This window comes from Aliiroseovarius halocynthiae (genome assembly GCF_007004645.1).
Classification (GTDB): Bacteria; Pseudomonadota; Alphaproteobacteria; order Rhodobacterales; family Rhodobacteraceae; genus Aliiroseovarius; species Aliiroseovarius halocynthiae.
Genome location: NZ_ML660022.1, coordinates 77691 through 101812 on the forward strand (window position 1 = coordinate 77691; position 24122 = coordinate 101812).

Below are 24122 nucleotides of genomic sequence, written 5' to 3' on the forward strand. Positions count from 1 at the left end.
GCGTTTCCCTCAAGGCGTAGCGGCTTTAGCGCTAAAGGACCAGAGCTTCGTTTTCACATTCGCGCAACGAAAACGTCGCTTGGGGTGCGCGGGTCGACGCAGATAGGCGCACGAAGGCCTGAAGGCATTGCGAAAAAGGGGGGTGGGCCTTATAGGCCTTGTGGAACATTACGCGCCTACGGAGATACCGACATGTCGAACGCCCAACTGGAAGCCGCCATCGAAGCCGCCTGGGAGGCGCGCGACACGATCACCCCCGCCACCACTGGCGAGACCCGTGAAGCCATCGAGGACACGCTGAACGCGCTGGACAGCGGTTCGCTGCGCGTGGCCGAGAAACAGACAAACGGTGACTGGCATGTGAACCAGTGGGCCAAAAAAGCCGTGCTGCTGGGCTTCCGCATCAAAGACATGGAAGAGCAATCCGGCGGCCCGCAAGGCGGCGGCTGGTGGGACAAGGTCGATTCAAAGTTCAAAGGCTGGGGCGACAACCAGTGGAAAGCCGCTGGCTTCCGCGCTGTGCCCAACTGCGTCGTCCGCAAGTCGGCCTACATCGCCCCCGGCGCGGTTCTGATGCCGAGCTTCGTAAACCTTGGCGCCTATGTAGACGAAGGCACCATGGTCGACACGTGGGCCACCGTTGGGTCCTGTGCCCAGATCGGTAAAAACGTGCACCTGTCGGGTGGCGTTGGCATTGGTGGCGTGTTGGAGCCCATGCAGGCTGGTCCGACCATTATCGAAGACAACTGCTTCATCGGTGCGCGTTCCGAAGTTGTTGAAGGCTGCATCGTGCGCGAAGGCTCGGTCCTTGGGATGGGCGTCTTCATCGGCCAGTCGACCAAGATCGTCGACCGCGAAACCGGCGAAGTCATATATGGCGAAGTGCCGCCCTATTCGGTTGTTGTGGCCGGTTCGATGCCCTCGAAAAACGGCATCAACCTGTATTGCGCTGTTATCGTAAAGCGCGTGGATGCAAAGACCCGTTCGAAGACCGGCATCAACGAGCTGCTGCGCGATTGATCCCGGGATAGCGGTCGCCCCAAACATGTGGGGCGTCCTTTTGCAGGGACTTCGTCTCAAGGCGCGCCATGTGGGACATGGCGCGTTTTTCACATCCACCTGCCTGCTTCATCGCGTTGCGCCACGCGCGTTTCGCAGAGGGTGCTGACCACGGAAGGGCAGCATCCTGAAGCCAAAGACGCAATGCCGAGGGCAGACAATCATATTCCTGCATCGGATTGGCCGCACGCCGTCGCGCTTTCAGAGAGGATCTTAGATTGGTCATCGGGGTATGTCGCGAAGTTTATGTTACGTTATCTCGTAACAAAACACGATCATGGCATCAAGCCTCGCAGCGCACCCGCCGACGAACCCTGACTTAGTGCGTTCCGCCGAACCATTTCTCGGAAAGATCTGAGTAGGCCCCGGTCTCGATCAGACGCAGCAAGGCAACATTGATGTCCTCGCGTAACGGGGTCCCCGTGGGCAAGGCAATACCATAGCTTTCCGGGCGGAAAACACTGTCCAGCACCTCGCCATATTGCGCGCCTTCATTCTGAGCGTAATGCGCCAGAATGGGGCCATCGAAGATCACGGCATCCAGCTCGCCATTCTCAAAATCGCCCAAAAGCGCGTCCAGTGAATCATAGCCCGAGAAAGCCATGTTCCGGTCCTCAAGGAAGATCGCCGCAGTCGAACCTTCGGTGGTTCCGACGCGCTTGCCATCTAGATCAGACACAGAATGGATCGAGCCCGAAATCGCACTGACCGTCAGCGAGGCCGTGATATGCGCGACAAAAACAGACACAATAAACAGGCTTGAAATCACGAGGAATGTCCCAAATAACCGACCAAATGCCGAACGCGGCATCCGCTCTTCGAAGCCGCCATTCACAACTAGATTCAGCGCCCACCAAAAGGACGGGAACATCGCCTCGCGAGCGCTGCCCTCGAAATAGGGCTGCTTATCCCGTTCGAAAAGCCACATCAGCATTCCACCACCCAAAAGAAGCGCAAATGCAGCCAGAATGGCCAATGCCAGATCAAGACTGAATAAGGTCGACCAGATACTGACCCCTCCTTGCTGGCGCGGCACCAAGATACGAAGACCGCCGTGATAGATCGGCTGCGAGAAGTCCATTCGGGATTCTCGATCGCGTGTGATCGAGATATTGGCGATTGCACCATCGACTTGTGCGGTTTCGACCAACTGCAGCATTTCGGGGAAGCTATCGGCAACCTCAAAACTGATCGTCTGACCCATCTCAGCTGCGATTGCCGTCATAAGGTCGATAGCAAACCCCGAAGGCGCATCATTGCCAGACATCGCGAATGGCGGTCTTTCGACCGTCACGAATTCAAGATCAGCCGTCTGTGTATGTGACGCCGTGGCCATACAAATCACTGTCAGACACACAGCGACCAAGTGGCAAAGCCTATGTGTTATCATCGCGCATTTCTTCCCAACACTTCGGCCTCTCACATACCGTGCCACAACGCGCGTGCCAACTGTTAGCGTTTGCCACTTGTGCTTTCCGTCGCGTTCTGCCACGCCTTTTTCTATGACCAAGACTACTAAGACCAAAAAACCTCACAAAGTATATACGCTTCTAGTTGAGGTGGGCCGAAAAGATGATGATGGGCTGCCTGAAGGAGCAACGGGCGCGGCGCTGGTGTGCTACGCGTCTGGCGTAGACGAAGCCGAAGCCGTGCGCGAGACCGTCGCCATCCTGAAACAGGCGGATCTGTCACCCCTAGACGTCAGCGGATACGGATCTTTGGACGACCGTTTGGCCGAGGGTCACGACATCCCCGCCGAAGAACGCAAGCTGATGGGGCGTGCGCTGTCAGAAAACAGTGTGATCGTCGCCCAGATGACCCCGTTCTTCGATGATGAAAAGCGCCCCCTGCAATGATCTTTTGGGATCTTGACGGCACATTGGTTGACCCCAAGCCAGGCATCACCGGAAGCGTGATCAAAGCACTGACCGACCTGAACCTTCCCGCGCCCAATTCGGACGATTTGGAATGGGTCATCGGCCCCGCATTATTGTGGAGCTTTGAGAAACTGGGCGCGCCGGACCCCGAGGCCGCGCTGGATGCCTATCGCAAGCATTACACAGGCGGCGGGATGTATGATTGCTCTGTCTACAAAGGTATTCCACACGTTCTGGAAGCATTGACGGCGCAGTTCCGGATGAGCATTGCCACCGCCAAACCCCATGCCTATGCCCGCAAGATCACCGCACATTTTGACTTGGCGCAGTACATGACGCACGAGTTCGGACCGGAATTGGACGGCACCCGAAATGACAAAGCCGAACTGCTGGCCTATGCGCTGGACATCACAGGGGACGACCCCGCACGCTGCGTGATGATCGGGGATCGTCACTATGATCTGAAAGCCGCGCGCGCGAACGGGATGGCCTTCATAACAGCTGGCTGGGGCTATGGCGGGCAGGATGATCTGTCGACTGCAGATGCACACGTAAAAACGCCCAGCGAACTGCCGGGCGTCATCGCGTCCTTGATCAAGTAAGGCCCTATGGCATCACGACGGTGATGAAGCTGTCCGGCACCGAAGGGTCCTGCATCAGAAGCTTGTCCAGCGGAACGGTAAGAGATGCCTTCCGACCGTTCATGTCTTTCTCGCCGTTGGTTTCAACAATATTGCCCACGATCTCCATCTGGAGGCGTCTGCCGATAAAGGATTGCTGCAGCATGGCGATCATCGCGGGATCCAAGCCGCCTTCGGAAACCTGACGCTTCAACGCCCCCAGATCCATCGACACGCGAATGTTTCCGTCGGCAAGACGCTCAATCTGGGCCGTTTCGTCAGGCGCCATCCCGTCCGATTTCTCTTTAACTTTTTCAAGCTCGGCAATCATCTCGTCAATTGTGCCCGTTTCCTCGACCGAACAGATGTACCCGCCGTCATCAAGCTTCTCGCCGATGCCATCTTCACACAGATTCTCGCCGCTGGACGCCGCCATCTGATAGGCCTCGGGCGCCATCCTAATCACCGAAGCGACCGTCGCATTGTCGCCCTCAACCTTCAGGGTCAACTCGGCGTCGATACATGCCGACAAGGGCAACAGGCAAAGAAGGAACAGGATTTTACGCATTGGGCGCTCCGATCAAAATTTGAAATTTGCGCGAAGGTTAGCGGGCAGATGCGCCATGGTCCAGTATTGGCGAACGTATTAACGCGATGCGCAGGCTTTCGCAGCCTGCATTCATTTGCACCGCCTGCCCCACCTGATACAGAGGTGGGGAATGGAGAGTTTTATGACAGATACCACCCCTGCCTCTATTGACCCGATTGCACTGACCCAGAAGCTGGTGCGCTGCGCATCTGTGACACCGGATGAAGGCGGGGCGCTGACTTTGCTTGAGGGTCTGTTGACCGACGCCGGGTTCGCCTGCACGCGTGTCGATCGGGGCAACGTGTCGAACCTTTACGCCCGCTGGGGGTCAAAGAACGCACGCACGCTGGGTTTCAATGGGCATACAGACGTGGTGCCTGTGGGAGATGTAGAGGCCTGGAGCGTCGACCCCTTCGGCGCCGAGATCCGCGATGGGTACCTTTACGGCCGGGGCGCGACAGACATGAAATCAGGCGTGGCCGCATGGGTTGCCGCCGCCGTGGATTTCACCCGCAACGCGCCCCACGATGCGTCGCTTGTCATCGCCATCACCGGGGACGAAGAAGGCCCCGCCACAGACGGCACCGTCGCGATCCTTGACTGGATGACAGCAAATGGCGAGCAGATGACCGATTGCGTCGTCGGCGAACCCACCTGCCCCAATGACATGGGCGAGATGATGAAGATCGGGCGGCGCGGGTCCATGACTGCCTATTTCACTGCACGCGGCGTGCAAGGGCACGCAGCTTACCCGCATCGTGCTCTGAACCCCGTGCCTGCATTGGCCCGCCTGATGGCAGACCTTGCGGCGCATGAGCTGGATCGGGGCACCGACCATTTTGACGCCTCAACGCTGGCCGTGACGACGATCGACACGGGTAACCCGGCCACCAACGTGATCCCCGCCGAAAGCCGCGCCACGGTGAATATCCGCTTCAACGACGCCCATAGCTCGGACAGCATCACCACTTGGCTGCGAGCCGAAGCCGAGCGCATTGGCAAGGACACGGGCGTGGATATTGAAATGACGGTAAGCGTCTCGGGCGAAAGCTTCGTGACGCCCCCCGGCCCGTTGTCAGACCTGATCGCAAACGCGGTGCAGGCCGAAACCGGGCGAGTGCCCGAGGCATCCACATCTGGCGGCACCTCGGACGCGCGCTTTGTCCAGCATCATTGCCCGGTGGTCGAGTTTGGCCTTGTCGGCAAAACCATGCACGCGGTGGACGAACGGGTCGAGGTTGCCCTGATCCCGCAGCTCAAATCCATCTACAGCCGCATCATTCAGGATTACTTCGCATGAGCAAACTGCCCACCAAGAAAGATATTCTGGATTGGATTTCGGAAAATCCCACAATGACCGCCAAGCGCGACATCGCGCGGGCGTTTGGCATTCGTGGCGCGGCCCGGATTGATCTGAAACGGATCCTGAAAGAGCTTGAGGCCGAAGGTCATCTGCAAAAACGCAAGAAGACCTATCGCGATGCAGATAAACTGCCGCCCGTGTCCGTGTTGCGGATCGAAGGACCGGATGCGGACGGCGATCTGTTTGCCTATCCCACCGAATGGACAGGCGAAGGTGCCGCCCCGCGCGTGCTTCTGGTGGCGAAGGGCGGCGACCCCGCACTGGCGCAAGGCGAGCGCATCCTCGCCCGCCTGACCGAGGTGAAGGGCGACGGGCACGCTTACGAGGGTCGCCTGATCCGCCGCATCGGCACCAACCCCCAACGCATTCTGGGCATCTTCCGCAAAGGATCCGAGGGCGGACGGATCGTGCCCATCGACAAGGGCGCCGACAAAGAATGGCGCGTCGATTCCGGCGCAGATGAGGGCGCGAAAGATGGCGAGTTGGTCGAGGCGCAGCAATCCGGGCCGAAATCCCGCATGGGCCTGCCCCGCGCCCGCATTGTGGCGCGTCTGGGCGACCCGACCGCGCCCAAAGCGGTCAGCCTGATCGCCATCCACCAGCATGGCATCCCTGATGCCTTCCCTGACAAAGTGATCGCCGAAGCTGACGCCCAAAAACCTGCGGGCCTGAAGAACCGCGAAGACCTACGCAATCTTCCTTTGGTGACCATCGACCCGGCCGATGCGCGAGACCACGATGACGCGGTCTATGCGCATGCGGATGACAACGACAAGAACCCCGGCGGCCATGTCGTCTGGGTCGCGATTGCCGATGTCGCGCACTATGTCACGCCCGGCTCGGCGCTGGATGTCGAGGCCCGCAAGCGTGGCAATTCCAGCTATTTCCCCGACCGCGTGGTGCCAATGCTGCCCGACCGCCTGTCCGGCGATCTGTGCAGTCTTCACGAAGGCGTCCCGCGCGCCTGTCTGGCGGTTCGTATGGTGCTGGACGCGCAGGGACAAAAGATCAGCCACAGCTTCATTCGCGGGCTGATGAAATCCCACGCGTCGCTGAATTATGCCGAGGTGCAGGCTGCCCAAGACGGTGCGCCCAACGACAAGTGCGCGCCTTTGATGGACGAAGTGATCACCCCGCTTTACGCCGCCTATCGCGCGGCCAAACTGGGACGCGAGGCACGCCAACCGCTGGATCTGGACTTGCCTGAACGTAAGATCATTCTGGGCGAGGATGGCAAGGTTGCCTCGATCGCTTTTGCCGAACGGTTCGACGCGCACAAGCTGATCGAAGAGTTCATGATTCTGGCCAATGTCGCCGCCGCAGAAGAGCTGATGCGCCTGCAACGCCCGCTTCTGTTCCGCGTGCATGAAGAACCCAGCCCCGAGAAGCTGGAAGCCCTGCGCGAGGTCGCACAGGCATCCGGCTTTACGCTGGCCAAAGGGCAGGTTCTGCAAACCCGCCACTTGAACCACCTTCTGGCACAAGCTGAAGGCACCGAGTTTGACGAGCTGGTCAACATCTCGACCCTGCGCTCGATGACGCAGGCCTATTATTACCCGCAGAATTTCGGGCATTTTGGGCTGTCGCTGAAATCTTACGCGCATTTCACGTCGCCCATCAGACGCTATTCCGACCTGATCGTGCACCGTGCGCTGGTTTCGGGCCACGGGTGGGGCGATGATGGGCTGACACCGCAGGATGTCGAAACGCTGGAAGCCACCGCCAAGCATATCTCGGAAACCGAGCGGCGTTCGATGCTGGCGGAACGCGACACAACCGACCGCTATCTTGCGGCCTATCTGTCAGAACGAGTTGGCGGCGAATTCACCGGCCGGATTTCGGGCATTGCCCGCTTCGGCATGTTCGTAAAACTGGACGAAAGCGGGGCGGACGGGCTGGTGCCCCTCAGCACGCTGGGCAACGAGTATTTCCGCTTCAATGCCGATGATCAGACCCTGACCGGCGAACGCTCGAACTTAACACTTGGGCTGGGGCAACGTGTGGTCGTGCGCCTGACCGAGGCGATCCCAACCACCGGCGGCCTTGCGTTGGAGTTGTTAGAGGTTGAGGGCCGGAAATTGCCCCGCGTATCTGCCCGCAAAGGGGGGAAATCTGGCCGCCGAAAACCCATGACCGACGCGAAGCGTAGCGCCAAAATCAAGCGAAAGGTGAAACGGTCCCGGCGCTGATGCCGGTTAGGGGATACGAGGTCGGTTGTGACGCAAACACATGTGAACGCAGGCGCAGGATTTGATCAGTGGCTTGACGGCTATATCGAACGCGCCTCGAAAAACGGCGTCACGCGCGAGCTGTTACAGCAGGCCATGCCCTTTCTGGTGCCTGAACCAGGCATTCACGAAAAGCAGTCAAATCAATCCGAATTTGCGCTGAACATCACCCAATATCTGGACCGGGTTGTCACGCTTGATCGCGTCAGCAAGGGCCGTGCGAAATTCCGCGATCAACGCAAGATCCTGAACGAGATCGCCGGGACCTATCGCGTGGACCCTCAGGTCCTGTTGGCCATTTGGGGTGTTGAAACCGACTATGGCCGTGTGCGCGGCGCCTATTCCGTCCTGACAGCTTTGGCCAATCTTGCCCATGACGGACACCGGGCCGCGTTCTTTGAGGACGAGCTGTCTGCGGCGTTGTCGATCATTGAAAACCGCCACGCACGTGCCGAGGATTTGGTGGGTTCATGGGCAGGCGCAATGGGGCATGGGCAATTCATACCTACAAGCTTTCTGAAATTCGCCGTCGATCACGACAAGGACGGGAAATGCGATATCTGGTCGAATGATCCGATCGATGGATTGGCCTCGATCGCAAATTACCTGACCCAGCATGACTGGCGCGAAAGCCAACCTTGGGGGATTGAGGCCCAGCTGCCCGATGACTTCGATTTCAGCATGACCGGGCCAGAGCAACGGATGCGTATCGCCGACTTGAACGCGATGGGCGTGCGCAGTGCGGATGACAGCAACCTTCCAGATTATGGTGCGGCATCTGTGCTGTGCCCATCAGGGGCAACCGGTCCGGCCTTCGTGGTGAACCACAATTTCCACGTCATTCTGACCTATAACCGCGCCGAGGCATATGGCATTGCAGTTGGGCATCTGTCGGATCGTCTAGCCGGTTTGCGGGCCAAGGTTTCGCGCTGCCCGGACGGCTTAACGCCGCTAACCCGCAATCAGATGTCCGAGTTTCAGACCCTGTTGACCAAGGCCGGGTTTGACACGCAAGGGGCCGATGGCTTCACCGGCCCCAACACGCGCAAAGCGCTGCGGGCGTATCAAAATGACGCTGGGCTTGTACCAGACGGCTTTGCGACAGCCGCCTTGCTGGACGGTTTGCGCCAAAGCGTCTGAGCTGCGCGTTATTCGAACTCCATCTCAGCATAAACTTGGCCTGCATTCTTGGTGGCCAGCTCTTCAAACGTGTCGTGATGGGCAAAGGGCGACTGATCGACATAATAGGCTTCATCCAACGTGCCGCCATCCTCGAGAAGCTTGCCGACCTGACCCCGCAGGTGCTTGAGATAGCCAATCGTGTGATCTTCCACTTGCGCCATGTTGGTCGGATAACCGTGGCCGGGAATGACGTAAGTCGCATTGATCGGCGCAAAGACGGTTTCCCAAGTCTCGATCCAACAGCTGGTGCAGGTGTCTTCAAAGATCGGCGGGATACGATTGTGGAAGGCCATGTCGCCCGCGATCATCAGGCTGTCTTCGGGCAGCCAAACCTGAATATCGCCCGGGCTGTGGGCGGGGCCGGAATAGAGGACTTCGATGGTTTTGTTGCCCATCGTGATGGCTTCTTTTTCGTCAAAGGTGCGGGTCGGGCCCATTGGTTCGGTGCCTTCCCAGTTCTCTTGCGCATAGCGCTTCATGCCTTCAAACAGTTGACCGGCATATTCCTCGAACTCATGGGCGGCATCCACATGTGCCAGAACCTCGACGCCCTGACCGATCCAATAGTTGTTGCCCAGCATCGCGTGGCCTTGCCCGTTTTCGTTGATCACAAGCTTGACGGGCTGATCGGTGATGTCCTTGATTTCCGCATGTAGAGCTTCGGCCAGCTTATAGTTCGCGCCCGCATTGACCACGATCACACCGTCCCCCGTTACGATGAATGACAGGTTGTTGTTGTGACCCGCATTTTCATAGGTCGGAGGAGCAGTCGCCCCGATCGCGGACCAGACATCCGGGATGACCTCAACCGGTTTTTCGTAAAGAACCGAGCCGGGATACTGGTCGGCGATGTCCTCGTCTGCGAAGGCGGGCAACGCGAGGCAGGTCAGGATGGCGGTCGAGATGCGAAACATGGGGGTCCTCCGATACGTATTCGCATCAGATTGTCACATTCGCATGTGTTGATCTAGAGGAAAGCGTAGGGTCCCGCCCGTCTATACGGGTGGGGGTGGCTCACGGCGTGAGCCTGAGGGGCGCTGCCCCTCGCGCGATGCGCTCACCCCGGGATATTTGAAACAAGAAAAAGTGGTCAGCCTTGTGCTGCTTCGGCAGCGGCACGGATGGCGCGAATATTGTCGCCATAGATTTCGGGCTTGTCGACCGAACCACCTTTGAAGACCGCCGAGCCTGCGACGAAGCAGTCAGCCCCGGCAGCGACCAACGGGCCCACTGTGGAGGGGTCGACGCCGCCATCGACCTGGATGTGGATCTGACGATCTCCGATCATTTCACGCACCTGGCGCACCTTGTCGACCGAGGAAGGAATGAATTTCTGCCCGCCGAAGCCGGGGTTCACGCTCATCACCAGCACCATGTCGCAGAGCGGCAGCAAGTGTTCGATCACCGATGCGGGCGTGCCCGGGTTCAGGCTGATGCCCGCCTTGGCGCCGGTGGCCTTGATGGCTTGCAAGGTACGATGCGGGTGGGGCCCGGCTTCGTAATGCGCAACGATCATATCGGCGCCTGCTTCTGCGTAAGCTTCAATATACGGGTCCACCGGCGCGATCATCAGGTGCACGTCCATGAAGGTTTTCACATGCGGGCGGAAGGCTTTCACGGCGGGCGGGCCGAAGGTCAGGTTCGGTACGAAATGGCCGTCCATCACGTCCACGTGCACCCAATCTGCGCCCTGCGCTTCGATGGCTTGGATTTCCTGACCAAAATTGGCGAAATCAGCGGACAGGATCGACGGGGCGATCTTGATGGAACGGTCAAAGGACATTGGGGTCTCCGGGCAGCATGGATTTGCCGCCCTTATAGAGGGTTTCGCGGGTTTGCGAAGGGAGATTCGCGCCCTAACTTAGCGCCGGGGCAAATCTGGGTCGCAGCGCTTGCCATTCAGGCAGGCTGTGACTTTGAACAGGGTGGCCCGGTCGGGATCTTGGAAGGCAAACCCGCCGCAGGGGTTGGTTTCCAGCAGATAGTGGTCACCGTCCTTCTTCAGATAGGCAAGATATTTTGCCCCACTGGTCAGCCCTGAACACCACGGCCCATAGCATTGCACATTGATGTCGATGCCGCGCATGAACTGCGCAGTGAACCCGTTGCGCGTCAGGCTTTTGCCCTCGATCCGACCGGTCAGGTGATTGTCCGGTTTGACGTCTTCCTGATGCTGCCAATCCACCTTGGGAAGTTTGCTTTCGTCGAATTGCAATGTGCCGTGGACCACAACATAATCGTCATCTGACTTGGCTGCATCATTATAGGCCGCGATGGCATTATAGGGCATGCAGGACAGCGCCGAGGCTGTGGTTGGCGTAACCGACAAACCCGCAAGGCAGATGGCGGTGAAAAGAGAACGCATCACAGATACTCCTGAAATCCTTCCATCACCTTGGCATAGAGGTCACGTTTGAAGGGAACAATGTTTTCGACAACCTGGTTTGTGGCCATCCATTGCCAATTGCTGAATTCAGGATGCTCGGTTTCGATGTTCACCTGTGCGTCATCACCATGGAAACGCAAAAGGAACCAACGCTGTTTCTGGCCGCGATACCGACCTTTCCAGATCTTCGGCACAATCTCATGGGGCAGGTCATAGGGCAACCAATCATCAAGCTCGGCCTCGACAGTGACAAGATCTGACGTGATGCCGGTTTCCTCCCACAACTCGCGCAGGGCCGCATCGCGGGGGTCTTCGCCGTCGTCGACCCCACCCTGAGGCATCTGCCATGCGGCTTCGGTGCCCAGTTTCGGGGCATCCAGGCGCTGGCCCACGAAGGCTTTGCCGTCGGCGTTCAGAATCATGATGCCCACACAGGGGCGATAGGGCAGTTTGGAGATCTCGTCAGGTGTCATTGGGGCCTCGTTTTTCTGCGACCCTACCGGGCTGAGGTGCAAAGGAAAAGGGCCACCCGAAGGCGGCCCTTTGTAGTCTGCTTCGGGCGATCATTTCGCCGAGGCGATCGTCGCCAGACCCTTGATCAGATCCACGGCGTAGGACAGCTGGAAATCCTCGTCGCGCAGTTCAGCGGCCTGTTCAGCGGCTTCGCGTTCTTCTTCGATCTGGCGCTGTTCGTCTTCCGACAGGCTGTCATTGTTCAGGCGTCCGCGCAGATCAGCTTCGCTGCGCGCACCGCGGGTGTCTTCTTCCGTTTCCTCGCTTGCGGGTTGGCGCGGGGGCTGTTCAACCACGATATCGGGCGAAACGCCAAGCGCCTGAATGGAACGGCCCGACGGTGTGTAATAGCGCGCGGTGGTCAGGCGCATCGCGCCTTCGGATGCCACCGGCATCACCGTCTGAACCGACCCCTTACCGAAGCTTTTCGTCCCCACGACGATGGCGCGACGGTGATCTTGCAACGCACCTGCCACGATCTCGGAGGCAGAAGCCGAGCCGCCGTTGATCAGCACCACCATGGGCTTGCTTTTCGCCAGATCTCCCGTTTCGGCGTTCACACGTTCGCTTTCCTCAGGGTTACGGCCGCGGGTCGATACGATCTCGCCGCTGTTCAGAAACGCGTCAGACACGGCGATGGCTTGGTTCAGCAAACCGCCGGGGTTGTTGCGCAAATCCAGCACGACACCATCCACGTTTTCGAACCCACCCAGCGCTTCGACTTCGCGGGACAGACCTTCAGCCATGTTGGGATAGGTCTGGTCGTTGAAGGTGGTCACACGCAACACAACCGTATTGCCAACAGTACGTGCCGTGGCAGCGGTCAGTTTGATCGTGTCGCGGATAATCGACACGTCAAAGGGCTCGTCCGCGCCTTCACGCACCACGGTGATTATGATCTCGGACCCAACCGGACCGCGCAGCTTGTTCACAGCGTCGTCCAGCGTCAGACCAAGCAGGCTTTCGCCATCCACATGGGTGATATAGTCGCCGGTCTCCATTCCGGCGTCATCAGCGGGGGTGCCATCCATCGGCGAAACCACGCGCACGAAGCCTTCTTCCTGCGTCACTTCGATGCCCAGACCACCAAAAGACCCACGGGTCTGCACGCGCATATCGGCCGCATCCTTGGGCGACAGATAGCTGGAATGCGGATCAAGCGACGACAGCATGCCGTCAATGGCAGCCTCGATCAGCTCGCCGGGTTCCACCTCTTCCACATATTGTGCGCGAATGCGTTCGAAGATGTCGCCAAACAGATCCAACTGCTCGTACACTGTTGCGTTTTCGCTGGCGTCTTGCGCCACAAGCGGACCAGCCACCTGGGTGGTCAGAATGGCGCCTGCCAAGGTTCCGCCCAGCGCGGCCATCACGAGTTTCTTCATACCATCATTCCTTGCCTGCCGCGAACCAAGTCGTCGGGTCCACGGGCGTTCCGTCTTTTCTTAGCTCTATATAAAGCGTTTCCGAGCGCTCTGCGCCAGTTCCTTCCGTGGCAGCGATCAAAAACGCTTGATCATCCAGTGAGGTGTCAGCGGGATCTGCCCCGCCCATAAGGCCCACGGGCGCCCCTTGGGCCAATACTTCACCGACGTCTCCGTACAGCTGACCAAGCCCGGCCAATACGATCAGATACCCATCGCCCGGCTCCAGAATGGCAACGTTGCCATAGTCCAGAAGTGGGCCAAGATAACGGATTGTGGCAGGCCAAGGGGTGGTCACGATGGACAAGGGGCGTGTGGCGACAATCAGGCCGGGGCGCTGAATGCCTGCGGCATCACGTTCGCCAAACCCGCGCAACACGCGCCCCAAAACCGGCATCGCCAACCGCCCACGTACGGATGCGAAATCGGGCAAAGCCGTCGCACTGGCATTGGCTTTGGGGTCTGACATCAGCCCTTCGGCAAAGCTGGCCAGCGTATCGGCGCTTTCCAGCAGGGTTTTCATACGCTCCTCATCCGCGACAAAACGGCGGGGCAGTTCTGTCCGGCGTGCCAGCGCAAGGCTCAGTTCAAACCGTGCTTCCTGCACGCCGGTCAGGCCTGTTTGTAACGTGTCCACTGCGTTCTCCTGAAGTGCGCGCAGGGTGCGTTGCTCTTCCAATCGGGCGCGCAGATCTTCGGCTTGGGCTTGCAGGGCCGGTGTCACTTCGGACAGGATCATGCCCGAACGCGCGGTACCAACAGGGCCAGAGGGGTGGATCAACAATGCTGGCTCGGGCGCTTTTCCGATCGTTTGCAACACACCCAGAAGCTGGCCCAGACGGTCGCTTTCAGCGTCAAAGGCCGCTTGCAATGCGGTTTCGCGCAGATTGATGCGGCGCAGCCCGTCACGTAAGGCAGACAGCCCTTCTTCATAGGCTTGAACAGTCTGGGTCAACGCCGCAATGCGATCACCGGATTTCTGCGCCTCTTGCAGGGCTTGGGTTGCAACCTCAAGCTGCTCCATTGCGGCGCGGGCAGTCCGTGTCGGATCAGATTGCGCCAATAAAGCCCCGGCAGAGATCGCCAAAGCAAGACCCGCCAAAAGGGGCTGGAGAGCACGGCGCAGGGTCACCGGCGGATAAGGCTTTCGCCGGTCATCTCGGCAGGTTGCGGCAGGTCCATCAGCGCCAGCACTGTGGGGGCCAGATCGGCCAGACGCCCATGTGCAAGAGTTATCCCGTCGGGCCCGCCCATCAATACCACCGGTACAAGGTTGGTGGTGTGCGCGGTGTGAGGGCCGTTCGTGGCCTCGTCCCACATGGTTTCGCAATTGCCGTGGTCTGCGGTAACGATCATCGCGCCGCCGACCTCTTCGAGGGCAGCGATTACCTGCCCCAGACCATCATCAACCGCTTCACAGGCCGCGATGGCCGCGTCGAGGTCTCCGGTATGGCCGACCATATCGGGGTTGGCGAAGTTCGTGACGATCAGGTCAAAGCCCTCATGGATCGCCTGCACGAAATGCTCGGTTACATCGGGGGCCGACATCTCGGGCTGCAGGTCATAGGTCGCGACCTTTGGGCTAGCAGCCATATAGCGTGTCTCACCCTCAACCGGGTCTTCCTTGCCGCCGTTCAGGAAGAAGGTGACATGGGGATATTTCTCGGTCTCGGCGGTGTGGAACTGGGTTTTGCCGTGCTTGGCGACCCATTCGGCCAGCGTGTTCACGATGTCTCGCTTGGGGAAACAGGTGGTCATATAGGCGTTGTGGGCGTCGGAGTATTCGACCATGCCCAGAAGGGCGGACAGGGTCGGGCGAGTGCCAACCTCAAACTCATTGAACTCCGGCTCGCCAATGGCACGCAGGATTTCCCGGGCGCGGTCGGCACGGAAGTTGACGAAGAACAATCCGTCGCCAGTTTGAAGACCGGCATATTCGTTGATGATCACAGGGCGGATGAACTCGTCCGTGATTTCATTGTTGTAAGCGGAAGAGATCGCCGCATCGACGGTGCTGAAGATCTTCCCTGTGCCGTGGGTGATCGCCTCGTAAGCCAGCGAAACACGCTCCCACCGGTTGTCGCGGTCCATCGCGAAATAACGGCCCGACAGGGTAACGATGCGCGCGCCTTCGGGCAGAGCGGACTGGAAGGCGGCCAGCTGTTCGCGGGCAGATTGTGGGGCGACATCGCGCCCATCGGTGATGGCATGGATCGCCACCTGTAAACCTGCATCTGTCAGAGCCTTCGCAGCGGCCACAAGATGATCCTGATGGCTGTGCACCCCTCCGGGGCTGACAAGCCCCGCGATATGGGCAGTTCCGCCGGCGGCTTTGACCTTCGCGGCGAATTCCAGAAGCGCCTCGTTCTTGAAGAAGCTGCCATCCTCGATCGCCAGATCAATCTGGCCCAAATCCATCGCGACCACACGACCCGCACCGATATTGGTGTGGCCAACCTCGGAGTTGCCCATCTGGCCGGTGGGCAGCCCCACATCAGGACCATGGGTGATCAGGGTATTATTCGGGCAAGTCGCCATCAACCGATCAAAATTCGGCGTCTTTGCCAGCGCGGGGGCGTTAAAGGCGGTGTCCTCGCGCAGACCCCATCCATCCAGAATGCACAAAACGACGGGTTTCGGGGTGGTCATGGCGGGGTCCTCTGTCTGCTCGACTTCTATCTATGGGGTCAGAGGGGTCTGTGCAACGGTAGACATTCCGCCCGGCGGCACCGCCGGGCAGCGCCCGTCCGCCCCCATGGGCGGGCGCTTCGCTTCCGCCCGCGGACAGGCGATGCCCTTTGCGCTCAAACTTAGGATGCGGGAAAGGCTTAAACCCGATGATACGGGCTGCCTGCCAGAATGCTTGCCGCGCGATAAAGCTGTTCGGACAGCATCACGCGGACCAGCATGTGGGGCCAGACCATTTTGCCAAAGGACAGGCTGGCGTCAGCCTTGGCGCGCAAAGCCGGGTCGATCCCATCTGCGCCTCCGATGACAAAGGCGACATCCTGACGCCCTTCATCCCGCCAACGGCCAAGAAGCTTGGCGAAATCGGGCGAGGACATAACCTTGCCACGCTCGTCCATCGTGCAGATCAGCGCACCTTTGGGAATGGCGCGTTCCAACAAAGGCGCCTCGGCAGACATGCCGCCGCCCTTCTTGTCTTCGACTTCATGAAAAGAAAGCGGACCAAGGCCCAGTGCCCGCCCGGTCCGGTCGAACCGGGTGGAATAGTCGTCGATCAGATCAAGTTCAGGCGATTTGCGCAGCCGTCCGACCGCGCAGACATGCACGCGCATCCACTCGCCCCCTGATCAGGTCGCAGCGTCAGCCGCGCCGGGTTCCATCCACATCTTTTCAAGCTGATAGAACTCGCGCACTTCCGGGCGGAACACATGGACGATCACATCGCCCGCGTCGACCAGAACCCAGTCGCCCTGCCCCTTCCCTTCAACCTTCGAGAAGACACCCATTTCCTGCTTCAGCTTTTCATTCAGCTTCTCAGAAATGGCAGCCACCTGACGCGTCGACCGGCCCGAGCACACAACCATGTTGTCGGCGATCTGAGACTTGCCGCTGAGGCTGATCACCACAACGTCTTCGGCTTTGTCATCTTCAAGGGACTTCAGGACCAAGGCCAGCATTTGTTCGCTGGTGGTTTTTCCGGGGTTGGCCGTCATTGCGGGCTCCCCTGCGGCTGCGCCTGATGCAGCCTCTGTTTGCAAAGACAGGACATTGTCCTCCTAACATTACACACCGATCCACCCCGGTGCTGGGCATACAAGAATCGTAACATCGCACGCAGGTAAGCTCAATCCACACTGTGTCAAGCCCGCGTGAAGGGTGTGTAAACAAGTCACGGGTCGATTTTTGGCCCAGTGTCTTCCAACATTTTCACCTCGCGCTGCGGGAATGGGATCGAGATGCCATTCTCTTGGAACGCATCCCACAGCGCCAAATAGACATTGCCGCGAATGTTGGTCAGCCCACCGGACGGATCGTCGATCCAGAAGCGCAGGATATAGTCGACCGAGCTGTCTCCGAACCCGACGATATGACAGACAGGTGGGCGGAAGCTGAGCACGCGATCCACGCTGCGGGCGGCCTCGATGGCAATACGCCGGACTTGGTGTGGGTCGTCATCATAAGCAGTGCCGAAATAGATATCCAAGCGCACAAAGGCGTTTGTGTGGGACCAGTTGACCACCTGCCCGGTGATCAGGTCTTCGTTCGGGATCAAGTATTCACGCCCGTCCCGCGTGACCACGGACACATAGCGTGCACCAAGCTGTTCGATCCAGCCAAACGTGTCGCCAAGGCTGATCACGTCGCCGGGCTTGATCGATTTGTCCAGCAGGATGATCACGCCGGACACAAGGTTCGACACGACCTTTTGCAAGCCGAAACCAAGGCCCAGACCGATGGCACCGGACAGGAAGGCAAGCCCGGTCAGATCCACACCCACCGCCTTCAACGCGATAAAGAAGGCCGCGCCGTACAGCCCCATCTGCAGGAACTTGACCGCCAACACCTTCATAGAAGGCGAGATATCCTCGTTCTCTTGAATGCGTGCAGCGGAACCACGGCTGAGCATGCGTGCCAGCGCAAAGAGGATCCCAAGAATAACGGCCACACGCAGAATGGTCCAAAGCGAGATCCGGAAATCCCCGACTTCCAGTGCAAGATTGTCCAGAACACTTGCCGTTTCTTCGGTGATGCCAAGGAAATAGAGCGTTACATAGATCCACATGCCCCACATGGCGACACGTCGCAGAGAGCGGTTCTCGATTAGGAACGCGGCAAGGCCGACCAAAAGCCACGCCGTGACCATCGTGGCAACAAGCGCAATCAGATAGCTGCGCGATGGCCATGTGGCTTCGCGCATTACCGACACGGTGCCCCACGACAGCACGATATAGACCATCATTGCGATACGATTTCGAAGGTGGATGGCGAAGCGCAGCTTGCGCTTGGACCAGCCTTCTTGGGCGCGGAGCCAGGTTTCGACACGGGGACGCAGGATACGGGAAACGACAAACGCCGTCGCCGCAAGCCCAAGCATGATCAGAACCTGATACAGCCGCCATGTTTGGCTAAGGCTCATCACGAAGTCGCCACCGTCTTCCCACAGCGACCAAAGCTGTTCAGTCAACGATGGACCACCCGGTTCGGCAAGCGCGCCCGGTTTGACTTCTGCTGCGGGATCCTGCTCCATTCCCCCTCCTTTTTTGGCAGCATGGCATGGTCCCATATAGAAGGTCCAGAGCCTCGGCCCTTGCTCTGAAGGGCGGGAACGGTTATCTGGACGGCATGACTCGGATTTTTGACATGGATGACCACGCGTTTCTGCCGTGGCGCTTTTTCGGCGCCCAGAACGCGGTGCTTGCCTGCCTATAAGTTTATCGCCCGTTCGCGCGGGCGCCCGATCCCTGTTGCCCTACCTTTTTCCCTGACCATCCACGGAGAGCGAAATGACCGCCCCGAAGACACTCTATGATAAAATCTGGGACGCCCATGTGGCCCACGAAGCTGAAGACGGCACAACCTTGCTGTATATCGACCGCCATCTGGTTCACGAAGTGACCAGTGCGCAGGCGTTCGAAGGCCTGCGCATGACCGGCCGCACTGTGCATGCCCCGGACAAAACAATCGCCGTACCTGACCACAACGTGCCGACAACCGCAGGTCGTGAAGACCCGGCACAGATGACCGAAGAAAGCCGCATTCAGGTGCAGGCGCTGGACACCAACGCCAAGGAATTTGGCGTGCATTACTATCCGGTTTCGGATGTGCGTCAGGGCATCGTGCACATCGTTGGCCCGGAACAGGGCTGGACCCTGCCCGGCATGACCGTTGTCTGCGGCGATAGCCACACCGCGACCCACGGTGCGTTTGGTGCGCTGGCCCACGGCATCGGCACCTCGGAAGTTGAACACGTTCTGGCGACGCAAACGCTGATCCAGAAAAAATCCAAAAACATGAAGGTGGAAATCACCGGCAAGCTGAAGCCGGGCGTGACCGCCAAAGACATCACGCTGGCCGTGATTGGCGAAACCGGCACCGGCGGCGGCACAGGCTATGTCATCGAATATTGCGGCGAAGCGATCCGCGATCTGTCGATGGAAGGCCGTATGACCGTCTGCAACATGGCCATCGAAGGCGGCGCGCGCGCTGGCCTGATTGCCCCGGACGACACCACCTTTGAATACTGCAAAGGCCGCCCCCATGCTCCGAAAGGTGCTCAGTGGGAACAGGCTGTCGAGTATTGGAAAACGCTCTTCACCGACGAAGGTGCGCATTTCGACAAGGTTGTCACGCTGAAAGGCGAAGAGATCGAGCCGGTTGTGACCTGGGGCACCTCGCCCGAGGACGTATTGCCAATTTCGGGCGTTGTTCCGAACCCTTCGGATTTCGAAGGCGGCAAAGTCGACGCGGCGGCCCGCTCGATCGACTATATGGGTCTGACACCGGGCCAGAAGTTGACCGATATCGAAATCGACACCGTCTTCATCGGCTCGTGCACAAACGGTCGCATAGAAGATCTTCGCGCCGTGGCTGATGTGGTCAAAGGCAAGAAGATCAAAGACGGCATGCGCGCCATGATCGTTCCCGGATCGGGTCTGGTCCGCGCACAGGCGGAAGAAGAAGGTTTGGCCGAGATCTTCGAGGACGCTGGCTTTGAATGGCGTCTGGCCGGATGCTCCATGTGCCTTGCAATGAACCCCGATCAGCTGGCCGAGAATGAGCGCTGCGCCTCGACCTCGAACCGCAACTTCGAAGGACGTCAGGGCTATAAAGGCCGCACCCACTTGGTGTCGCCCGCCATGGCCGCCGCTGCCGCACTGACCGGTCGTCTGACCGACGTTCGTGACTTGATTTAAGAGGACCGCAAAATGGAAAAGTTTGAAAAACTCCAAGGTATCGCGGCCCCCATGCCGCTTGTGAACATCGACACGGACATGATCATCCCGAAAGTGTTCCTGAAGTCGATTGCCCGCACGGGCTTTGGCAAAAACCTGTTTGACGAAATGCGGTTCAATCGCGACGGCACCGAGATCGAAGATTTCGTTCTGAACAAGCCGCAGTACCGCAACGCCGAGATTCTGATCGCAGGTGATAACTTCGGCTGCGGCTCGTCGCGCGAACACGCGCCTTGGGCGATTGCAGATTTCGGCATCAAATGCGTGGTTTCGACCAGCTTCGCCGACATCTTCTTCAACAACTGCTTCAAGAACGGCATCCTGCCGATCGTTCTGCCGCAAGAGCAGGTCGACATCCTGATGTCTGACGCCGAAAAAGGCGCCAATGCCCGCATAACGGTGGATCTGGAAGCGCAAGAGATCACCACCTCGGACGGAGAAACCATCGCCTTCGACGTGGATGCGTTCAAAAAGCACTGCCTGCTGGAAGGTCTGGATGACATCGGGCTGACTTTGGAGAAGAAAGCCTCGATCGACGCCTTTGAAGCCAAAGCGTCTGCGGCACGGCCTTGGGTCTAAGCGCGAAATATCGAATTAAAAGAAGGGGCTGTTCTAAGTGATCTGCCCCTTCTTTTCTCCTGCTTGGTGCATTCCAGCATCATTTGTGTCTTTTTTGGGGCAAAAATCCTCTGGACGTCCACTAAGCCCTTGCAGTACGTCCAATTCCGAAACAAGCTTGCGCAATACACCACTCTGGCTTGAATCCCTGTGGGGGCAAGCCGCGGAATAAGGTTGCGGCATGTATCGCACCGTCCGTAATGCGGAGGAAGAGGCATTGGTTAAACGACTGATCGGCGCCATCGTACGCGCCTTTCTGATGGTAGTCTTGATTGCTATCCCGTCGGTCCTGGTTCCAGGAGTCAGCACCGAGGGAGGACAAGTTGTGTCCATCCTTGCACTGGCAGCGGCAGCGCTAACCACGTTTGAATATGCTTCGACCTATCCCAGCATCGTCGAGTTCCGTGATGCCCCCCCCTTTAACCGCATTCGCTTTATGGCACTTTTTGCCACAGTACTCAGCCTTTCCACTATCGCCCGATCGCAAACAGATCCGACAACAGCTGTCGAATTCTTGACGTCGATTGGCATTTTAATTGGGCAGGCGATTGATTTCCCATTTAGTCCAGTCCACGCGGTTGTGTCGCTTTTACCTGCCGACGCTCCGTTCGAAGAGTTGGTGCAGTTGCGTGCCTTTGCCGGTATGGCCTATCTGATTTCGCTGGTATCGGTCGCTGTTTTCCTGATCGCACTGCGCTTGACCAACTGGCCGTTTTTCCGCCAAACGTCGTTCAATGTCTGGGTCAACCTGCCTACTTTTGACCCCACCAGCGGTGGTGACATCGTACGACGCCTGAAACGTGATGCACGCTGGAACATTGCAATCGGCTTCCTGTTGCCATTCTTGACACCTATGCTCGTGGTCGAAACCGCATCCCTGTTCGGAACGTTCGACGTGATTGCGGACCAGACCTTGATCTGGACCGTCACCGCTTGGGCATTTTTGCCTGCCAGCATGTTTATGCGTGGGATTGCGATGCGGCGCGTCGCAGTTATGATCAACGAAGAACGCAAGCGGCAAGGTACACCAGCCCGCAACGGCCAACTTGTCACCGCATGAGGCGCGGGCTTCTGACGCTGTGTTTATCCCTCACACCGTGCACATCCCTGGCCGAGACCCTGCGCATCGCGACCTATCATATGGATATTCGGAAGAAAGGGCCGGGGCTTTTGCTGCGCGACATCCTGAAGGAAGACCCGCAGATTACGGCTTTGGCAAAGGTGATAGTCCACGCACAGCCGGATGTGCTGGCGTTGCAGGGGTTTGATTATGACGTTGAGGGGCACGCACTGACAGCCTTTCAGGCGTATCTGAAGCAAGCCGGTCACGACATGCCCCACCTTTTTTCCGCCCCACCAAATACCGGGATTGAAACCGGGTTCGATTTAGATGGTGACGGGCGTCTGGCAGAACCCGAGGATATGCAAAGCTTTGGCCGCTACACAGGGCAAGGCGGGATGGCAGTTCTGTCACGCGTTCCGATTGGCAATGTGCGCGACTTCTCGGATCTTCTGTGGAAAGATACGCCCGGCGCCCTTCTGCCCGGCGCGGACGAGATTCCGTTCCCTGCGCCCGAAGCCCTGACGATCCAGCGCCTTAGCAGCGTGGCCCATTGGGATGTTGAACTTCGCCCCGAGAACGCTCCACCGTCTCATCTGCTAACCTTCCACGCCAACACCCCCGTTTTTGACGGCCCTGAAGACCGCAACGGCCGCCGCAACCATGACGAAGTGACGTTTTGGGCCAAGTATCTGGACGGCGACCTGCCGTTTCCCGCACCCACCGGCCCGGTTGTGATTGCAGGAAACGCCAATCTAGACCCTGTGGATGGGGATGGTCGGCATAACGCGATTGCCTCGCTTCTTCAGCACAGGCAGCTGCAAGACCCCCGCCCGCAAAGCGCCGGGGGCACGGCGGCGGCAGATACAGACCATCGGGCCGACCCGGCGCTTGATACAGTCGACTGGCCAGACCAGAAACCGGGCAATCTGCGGGTCAGCTATGTGCTTCCCGACACCCGTCTGCGGGTGATCAACAGCGGCGTCATCTGGCCCCTGCCCGACGATCCGTTTGCGCAAACGGTCGAAACCGCGTCCCGTCACCGGCTTGTCTGGGTTGATATCGCGTTTTGAGCCTTTGTTTTCTTGACGCTGAGGGCCGGGCAGGCTAGGCCCGTCTGCGACGAATTCAGTGCAAGGAATGCCCCCATGACGAACCCCTCTCTGCTTATTCTGCCCGGTGACGGCATTGGTCAGGAAGTGATGGCCGAAGTGCGCAAGGTGATCGACTGGATCGGCGCGAAACGCGACGTGACCTTCGATGTCAGCGAGGATCTGGTTGGCGGTGCAGCCTATGACGAACACGGCGTTCCGCTGGCCGACGAAACCATGGCGAAGGCACAGGAAGTTGACGCCGTTCTGCTGGGTGCCGTGGGTGGTCCGCAGTATGACGATCTGGACTTCTCGGTGAAGCCGGAACGCGGCCTTCTGCGTCTGCGCAAGGAAATGGATCTGTTTGCCAACCTGCGCCCCGCACAGTGCTTTGACGCGCTGGCCGACTTCTCGTCCCTGAAAAAGGACATCGTGTCCGGTCTGGACATCATGATCGTGCGCGAGCTGACCTCGGGCGTGTATTTCGGTGAACCGCGCGGCATTTCCGAAGTCGACGGCCAGCGTGTTGGCGTGAACACCCAGCGTTACACCGAAGCCGAGATTGAACGCGGCGCACGTGCTGCTTTCGAACTGGCTATGAAACGCGACAAGCGTCTGTGCTCGATGGAAAAAGCCAACGTAATGGAATCGGGTATCCTGTGGCGCGACGTGGTGACCGAGGTGTCGAAAGACTATCCCGAGGTCGAACTGAGCCACATGTACGCTGACAACGGCGCCATGCAGCTGGTGCGCGCGCCCAAGCAGTTTGACGTGATCTATACCGACAACCTGTTTGGCGACATCCTGTCGGATTGTGCCGCCATGCTGACAGGTTCGCTGGGCATGCTGCCCTCGGCCTCGCTTGGTGCTCCGATGGAGAACGGCCGCCCGAAAGCCATGTACGAACCGGTCCACGGCTCGGCCCCAGATATTGCGGGCGAAGGCAAAGCCAACCCCTGCGCCTGTATCCTAAGCTTCGCCATGGCTCTGCGGTATAGCTTTGACATGGGTGCGGAAGCTGACCGTCTGGAAGCTGCGGTTGAGAAAGTTCTGGCCGACGGCGTGCGCACCGGCGACCTGCTGAACGAAGCTGGCGTAAAGCCAGCCACGACCAGCGAAATGGGCAACGCCGTGATCGCTGCGCTGGACGCCAGCCTGTAAGACACATATCGCGAAATTTCAGGCCCCTGAT

At 58.9% G+C, this 24122-nt stretch carries 24 protein-coding genes; 11 read left to right on the top strand and 13 right to left on the bottom strand.

Annotated features, from left to right (window positions below; all coding sequences use genetic code 11):
* The first annotated feature begins 192 nt into the window (after positions 1-192).
* Complete coding sequence (gene dapD, locus FIL88_RS11925; RefSeq protein WP_142854102.1) at positions 193-1020, top strand: 2,3,4,5-tetrahydropyridine-2,6-dicarboxylate N-succinyltransferase; 828 nt, start codon at positions 193-195, stop codon at positions 1018-1020.
* Here dapD and FIL88_RS11930 read toward each other — a convergent pair.
* Positions 998-1285, bottom strand: coding sequence for a DUF6525 family protein (locus FIL88_RS11930; RefSeq protein ID WP_142854103.1), 288 nt, complete (start codon positions 1283-1285; stop codon positions 998-1000). The genes dapD and FIL88_RS11930 overlap by 23 nt on opposite strands.
* A 93-nt stretch (positions 1286-1378) precedes the next feature.
* The gene (locus FIL88_RS11935) at positions 1379-2353 is read right to left on the bottom strand and encodes a transporter substrate-binding domain-containing protein (protein WP_246066702.1); all 975 of its coding nucleotides are present in this window, start codon (positions 2351-2353) and stop codon (positions 1379-1381) included.
* A 208-nt stretch (positions 2354-2561) separates the two neighbouring features.
* Between FIL88_RS11935 and FIL88_RS11940 the strand changes: the two genes are divergently transcribed.
* Together FIL88_RS11940 and FIL88_RS11945 are read left to right on the top strand one after the other, a co-directional pair.
* On the top strand, positions 2562-2915 hold the full coding sequence (locus FIL88_RS11940; RefSeq protein ID WP_142854105.1) for a hypothetical protein: 354 nt from the start codon (positions 2562-2564) through the stop codon (positions 2913-2915).
* Positions 2912-3538, top strand: coding sequence for an HAD hydrolase-like protein (locus tag FIL88_RS11945; RefSeq protein WP_142854106.1), 627 nt, complete (start codon positions 2912-2914; stop codon positions 3536-3538). The genes FIL88_RS11940 and FIL88_RS11945 overlap by 4 nt, the downstream gene beginning before the upstream one ends.
* Positions 3539-3542: 4 nt before the next feature.
* Here the strand turns inward: FIL88_RS11945 and FIL88_RS11950 are convergent, their stop codons facing one another.
* A complete protein-coding gene (locus tag FIL88_RS11950) occupies positions 3543-4124 on the bottom strand; it encodes a hypothetical protein (RefSeq protein WP_142854107.1) in 582 nt (193 codons plus the stop codon).
* A 163-nt stretch (positions 4125-4287) separates the two neighbouring features.
* On the opposite strand from FIL88_RS11950, the gene dapE reads away from it, so the two are divergent.
* Genes dapE through FIL88_RS11965 form a run of 3 tightly spaced genes read left to right on the top strand, consistent with a single transcriptional unit; the run spans position 4288 to position 8876 of the window.
* Positions 4288-5445: a succinyl-diaminopimelate desuccinylase gene (gene dapE, locus FIL88_RS11955; protein ID WP_142854108.1), complete on the top strand. Its 1158-nt coding sequence runs from the start codon at positions 4288-4290 to the stop codon at positions 5443-5445.
* The gene (gene rnr, locus FIL88_RS11960; protein ID WP_142854109.1) at positions 5442-7697 is read left to right on the top strand and encodes a ribonuclease R; all 2256 of its coding nucleotides are present in this window, start codon (positions 5442-5444) and stop codon (positions 7695-7697) included. The genes dapE and rnr overlap by 4 nt, the downstream gene beginning before the upstream one ends.
* 27 nt (positions 7698-7724) lie before the next feature.
* Positions 7725-8876 (top strand): lytic murein transglycosylase, encoded by a 1152-nt coding sequence (locus tag FIL88_RS11965; RefSeq protein ID WP_246066703.1) that lies wholly within the window; start codon positions 7725-7727, stop codon positions 8874-8876.
* 8 nt (positions 8877-8884) lie between these two features.
* Here the strand turns inward: FIL88_RS11965 and FIL88_RS11970 are convergent, their stop codons facing one another.
* From FIL88_RS11970 to FIL88_RS12015, 10 genes are all read right to left on the bottom strand, one after another.
* A complete protein-coding gene (locus FIL88_RS11970; protein ID WP_142854110.1) occupies positions 8885-9832 on the bottom strand; it encodes an MBL fold metallo-hydrolase in 948 nt (315 codons plus the stop codon).
* A gap of 176 nt (positions 9833-10008) precedes the next feature.
* The gene (rpe, locus tag FIL88_RS11975; RefSeq protein WP_142854111.1) at positions 10009-10701 is read right to left on the bottom strand and encodes a ribulose-phosphate 3-epimerase; all 693 of its coding nucleotides are present in this window, start codon (positions 10699-10701) and stop codon (positions 10009-10011) included.
* A 78-nt stretch (positions 10702-10779) separates the two neighbouring features.
* Positions 10780-11283: a hypothetical protein gene (locus tag FIL88_RS11980; RefSeq protein ID WP_142854112.1), complete on the bottom strand. Its 504-nt coding sequence runs from the start codon at positions 11281-11283 to the stop codon at positions 10780-10782.
* Positions 11283-11777, bottom strand: coding sequence for an RNA pyrophosphohydrolase (locus FIL88_RS11985; RefSeq protein WP_142854113.1), 495 nt, complete (start codon positions 11775-11777; stop codon positions 11283-11285). Before FIL88_RS11985 ends, FIL88_RS11980 begins: the two co-directional genes overlap by 1 nt.
* Positions 11778-11867: 90 nt before the next feature.
* A complete protein-coding gene (locus tag FIL88_RS11990; protein WP_142854114.1) occupies positions 11868-13202 on the bottom strand; it encodes a S41 family peptidase in 1335 nt (444 codons plus the stop codon).
* Positions 13203-13206: 4 nt separating this feature from the next.
* Complete coding sequence (locus FIL88_RS11995; RefSeq protein WP_322788898.1) at positions 13207-14373, bottom strand: murein hydrolase activator EnvC family protein; 1167 nt, start codon at positions 14371-14373, stop codon at positions 13207-13209.
* Positions 14370-15890, bottom strand: a complete 1521-nt coding sequence (gene gpmI, locus FIL88_RS12000) for a 2,3-bisphosphoglycerate-independent phosphoglycerate mutase (RefSeq protein ID WP_142854115.1) — start codon at positions 15888-15890, stop codon at positions 14370-14372. Before gpmI ends, FIL88_RS11995 begins: the two co-directional genes overlap by 4 nt.
* Before the next feature lie 179 nt (positions 15891-16069).
* On the bottom strand, positions 16070-16540 hold the full coding sequence (gene rlmH / locus FIL88_RS12005) for a 23S rRNA (pseudouridine(1915)-N(3))-methyltransferase RlmH (protein ID WP_142854116.1): 471 nt from the start codon (positions 16538-16540) through the stop codon (positions 16070-16072).
* Positions 16541-16555: 15 nt separating this feature from the next.
* On the bottom strand, positions 16556-16921 hold the full coding sequence (rsfS, locus tag FIL88_RS12010) for a ribosome silencing factor (RefSeq protein WP_142854117.1): 366 nt from the start codon (positions 16919-16921) through the stop codon (positions 16556-16558).
* Positions 16922-17097: 176 nt separating this feature from the next.
* Entirely contained in the window at positions 17098-18456 is a 1359-nt protein-coding gene (locus FIL88_RS12015) for a mechanosensitive ion channel family protein (protein ID WP_142854118.1), read from the bottom strand.
* Positions 18457-18712: 256 nt separating this feature from the next.
* Between FIL88_RS12015 and leuC the strand changes: the two genes are divergently transcribed.
* From leuC to leuB, 5 genes are all read left to right on the top strand, one after another.
* Positions 18713-20122: a 3-isopropylmalate dehydratase large subunit gene (gene leuC / locus FIL88_RS12020; protein ID WP_142854119.1), complete on the top strand. Its 1410-nt coding sequence runs from the start codon at positions 18713-18715 to the stop codon at positions 20120-20122.
* A 12-nt stretch (positions 20123-20134) separates the two neighbouring features.
* Complete coding sequence (gene leuD / locus FIL88_RS12025; protein ID WP_142854120.1) at positions 20135-20740, top strand: 3-isopropylmalate dehydratase small subunit; 606 nt, start codon at positions 20135-20137, stop codon at positions 20738-20740.
* Positions 20741-20960: 220 nt separating this feature from the next.
* Positions 20961-21839 (top strand): hypothetical protein, encoded by an 879-nt coding sequence (locus FIL88_RS12030; RefSeq protein ID WP_246066704.1) that lies wholly within the window; start codon positions 20961-20963, stop codon positions 21837-21839.
* The gene (locus FIL88_RS12035; RefSeq protein WP_142854121.1) at positions 21836-22912 is read left to right on the top strand and encodes an endonuclease/exonuclease/phosphatase family protein; all 1077 of its coding nucleotides are present in this window, start codon (positions 21836-21838) and stop codon (positions 22910-22912) included. The genes FIL88_RS12030 and FIL88_RS12035 overlap by 4 nt, the downstream gene beginning before the upstream one ends.
* 75 nt (positions 22913-22987) lie before the next feature.
* Positions 22988-24091 carry a 3-isopropylmalate dehydrogenase gene (gene leuB / locus FIL88_RS12040; protein WP_142854122.1) on the top strand — a complete coding sequence of 368 codons (1104 nt, stop codon included), beginning with the start codon at positions 22988-22990 and terminating at the stop codon, positions 24089-24091.
* Positions 24092-24122: the final 31 nt, after the last annotated feature.

Coding starts and splice junctions, on each gene's coding strand:
- dapD (WP_142854102.1), top strand. CDS start 193: ATGTCGAACGCCCAACTGGAAGCCGCCATCGAAGCCGCCTGGGAGGCG.
- FIL88_RS11980 (WP_142854112.1), bottom strand. CDS start 11,283: ATGCGTTCTCTTTTCACCGCCATCTGCCTTGCGGGTTTGTCGGTTACG.
- FIL88_RS11945 (WP_142854106.1), top strand. CDS start 2,912: ATGATCTTTTGGGATCTTGACGGCACATTGGTTGACCCCAAGCCAGGC.
- FIL88_RS12015 (WP_142854118.1), bottom strand. CDS start 18,456: ATGGAGCAGGATCCCGCAGCAGAAGTCAAACCGGGCGCGCTTGCCGAA.
- FIL88_RS11930 (WP_142854103.1), bottom strand. CDS start 1,285: ATGACCAATCTAAGATCCTCTCTGAAAGCGCGACGGCGTGCGGCCAAT.
- FIL88_RS11985 (WP_142854113.1), bottom strand. CDS start 11,777: ATGACACCTGACGAGATCTCCAAACTGCCCTATCGCCCCTGTGTGGGC.
- dapE (WP_142854108.1), top strand. CDS start 4,288: ATGACAGATACCACCCCTGCCTCTATTGACCCGATTGCACTGACCCAG.
- leuD (WP_142854120.1), top strand. CDS start 20,135: ATGGAAAAGTTTGAAAAACTCCAAGGTATCGCGGCCCCCATGCCGCTT.
- rnr (WP_142854109.1), top strand. CDS start 5,442: ATGAGCAAACTGCCCACCAAGAAAGATATTCTGGATTGGATTTCGGAA.
- gpmI (WP_142854115.1), bottom strand. CDS start 15,890: ATGACCACCCCGAAACCCGTCGTTTTGTGCATTCTGGATGGATGGGGT.
- rlmH (WP_142854116.1), bottom strand. CDS start 16,540: ATGCGCGTGCATGTCTGCGCGGTCGGACGGCTGCGCAAATCGCCTGAA.
- FIL88_RS11950 (WP_142854107.1), bottom strand. CDS start 4,124: ATGCGTAAAATCCTGTTCCTTCTTTGCCTGTTGCCCTTGTCGGCATGT.
- rsfS (WP_142854117.1), bottom strand. CDS start 16,921: ATGACGGCCAACCCCGGAAAAACCACCAGCGAACAAATGCTGGCCTTG.
- FIL88_RS11940 (WP_142854105.1), top strand. CDS start 2,562: ATGACCAAGACTACTAAGACCAAAAAACCTCACAAAGTATATACGCTT.
- leuC (WP_142854119.1), top strand. CDS start 18,713: ATGACCGCCCCGAAGACACTCTATGATAAAATCTGGGACGCCCATGTG.
- FIL88_RS11970 (WP_142854110.1), bottom strand. CDS start 9,832: ATGTTTCGCATCTCGACCGCCATCCTGACCTGCCTCGCGTTGCCCGCC.
- FIL88_RS11990 (WP_142854114.1), bottom strand. CDS start 13,202: ATGAAGAAACTCGTGATGGCCGCGCTGGGCGGAACCTTGGCAGGCGCC.
- FIL88_RS12035 (WP_142854121.1), top strand. CDS start 21,836: ATGAGGCGCGGGCTTCTGACGCTGTGTTTATCCCTCACACCGTGCACA.
- rpe (WP_142854111.1), bottom strand. CDS start 10,701: ATGTCCTTTGACCGTTCCATCAAGATCGCCCCGTCGATCCTGTCCGCT.
- FIL88_RS12030 (WP_246066704.1), top strand. CDS start 20,961: ATGTATCGCACCGTCCGTAATGCGGAGGAAGAGGCATTGGTTAAACGA.
- leuB (WP_142854122.1), top strand. CDS start 22,988: ATGACGAACCCCTCTCTGCTTATTCTGCCCGGTGACGGCATTGGTCAG.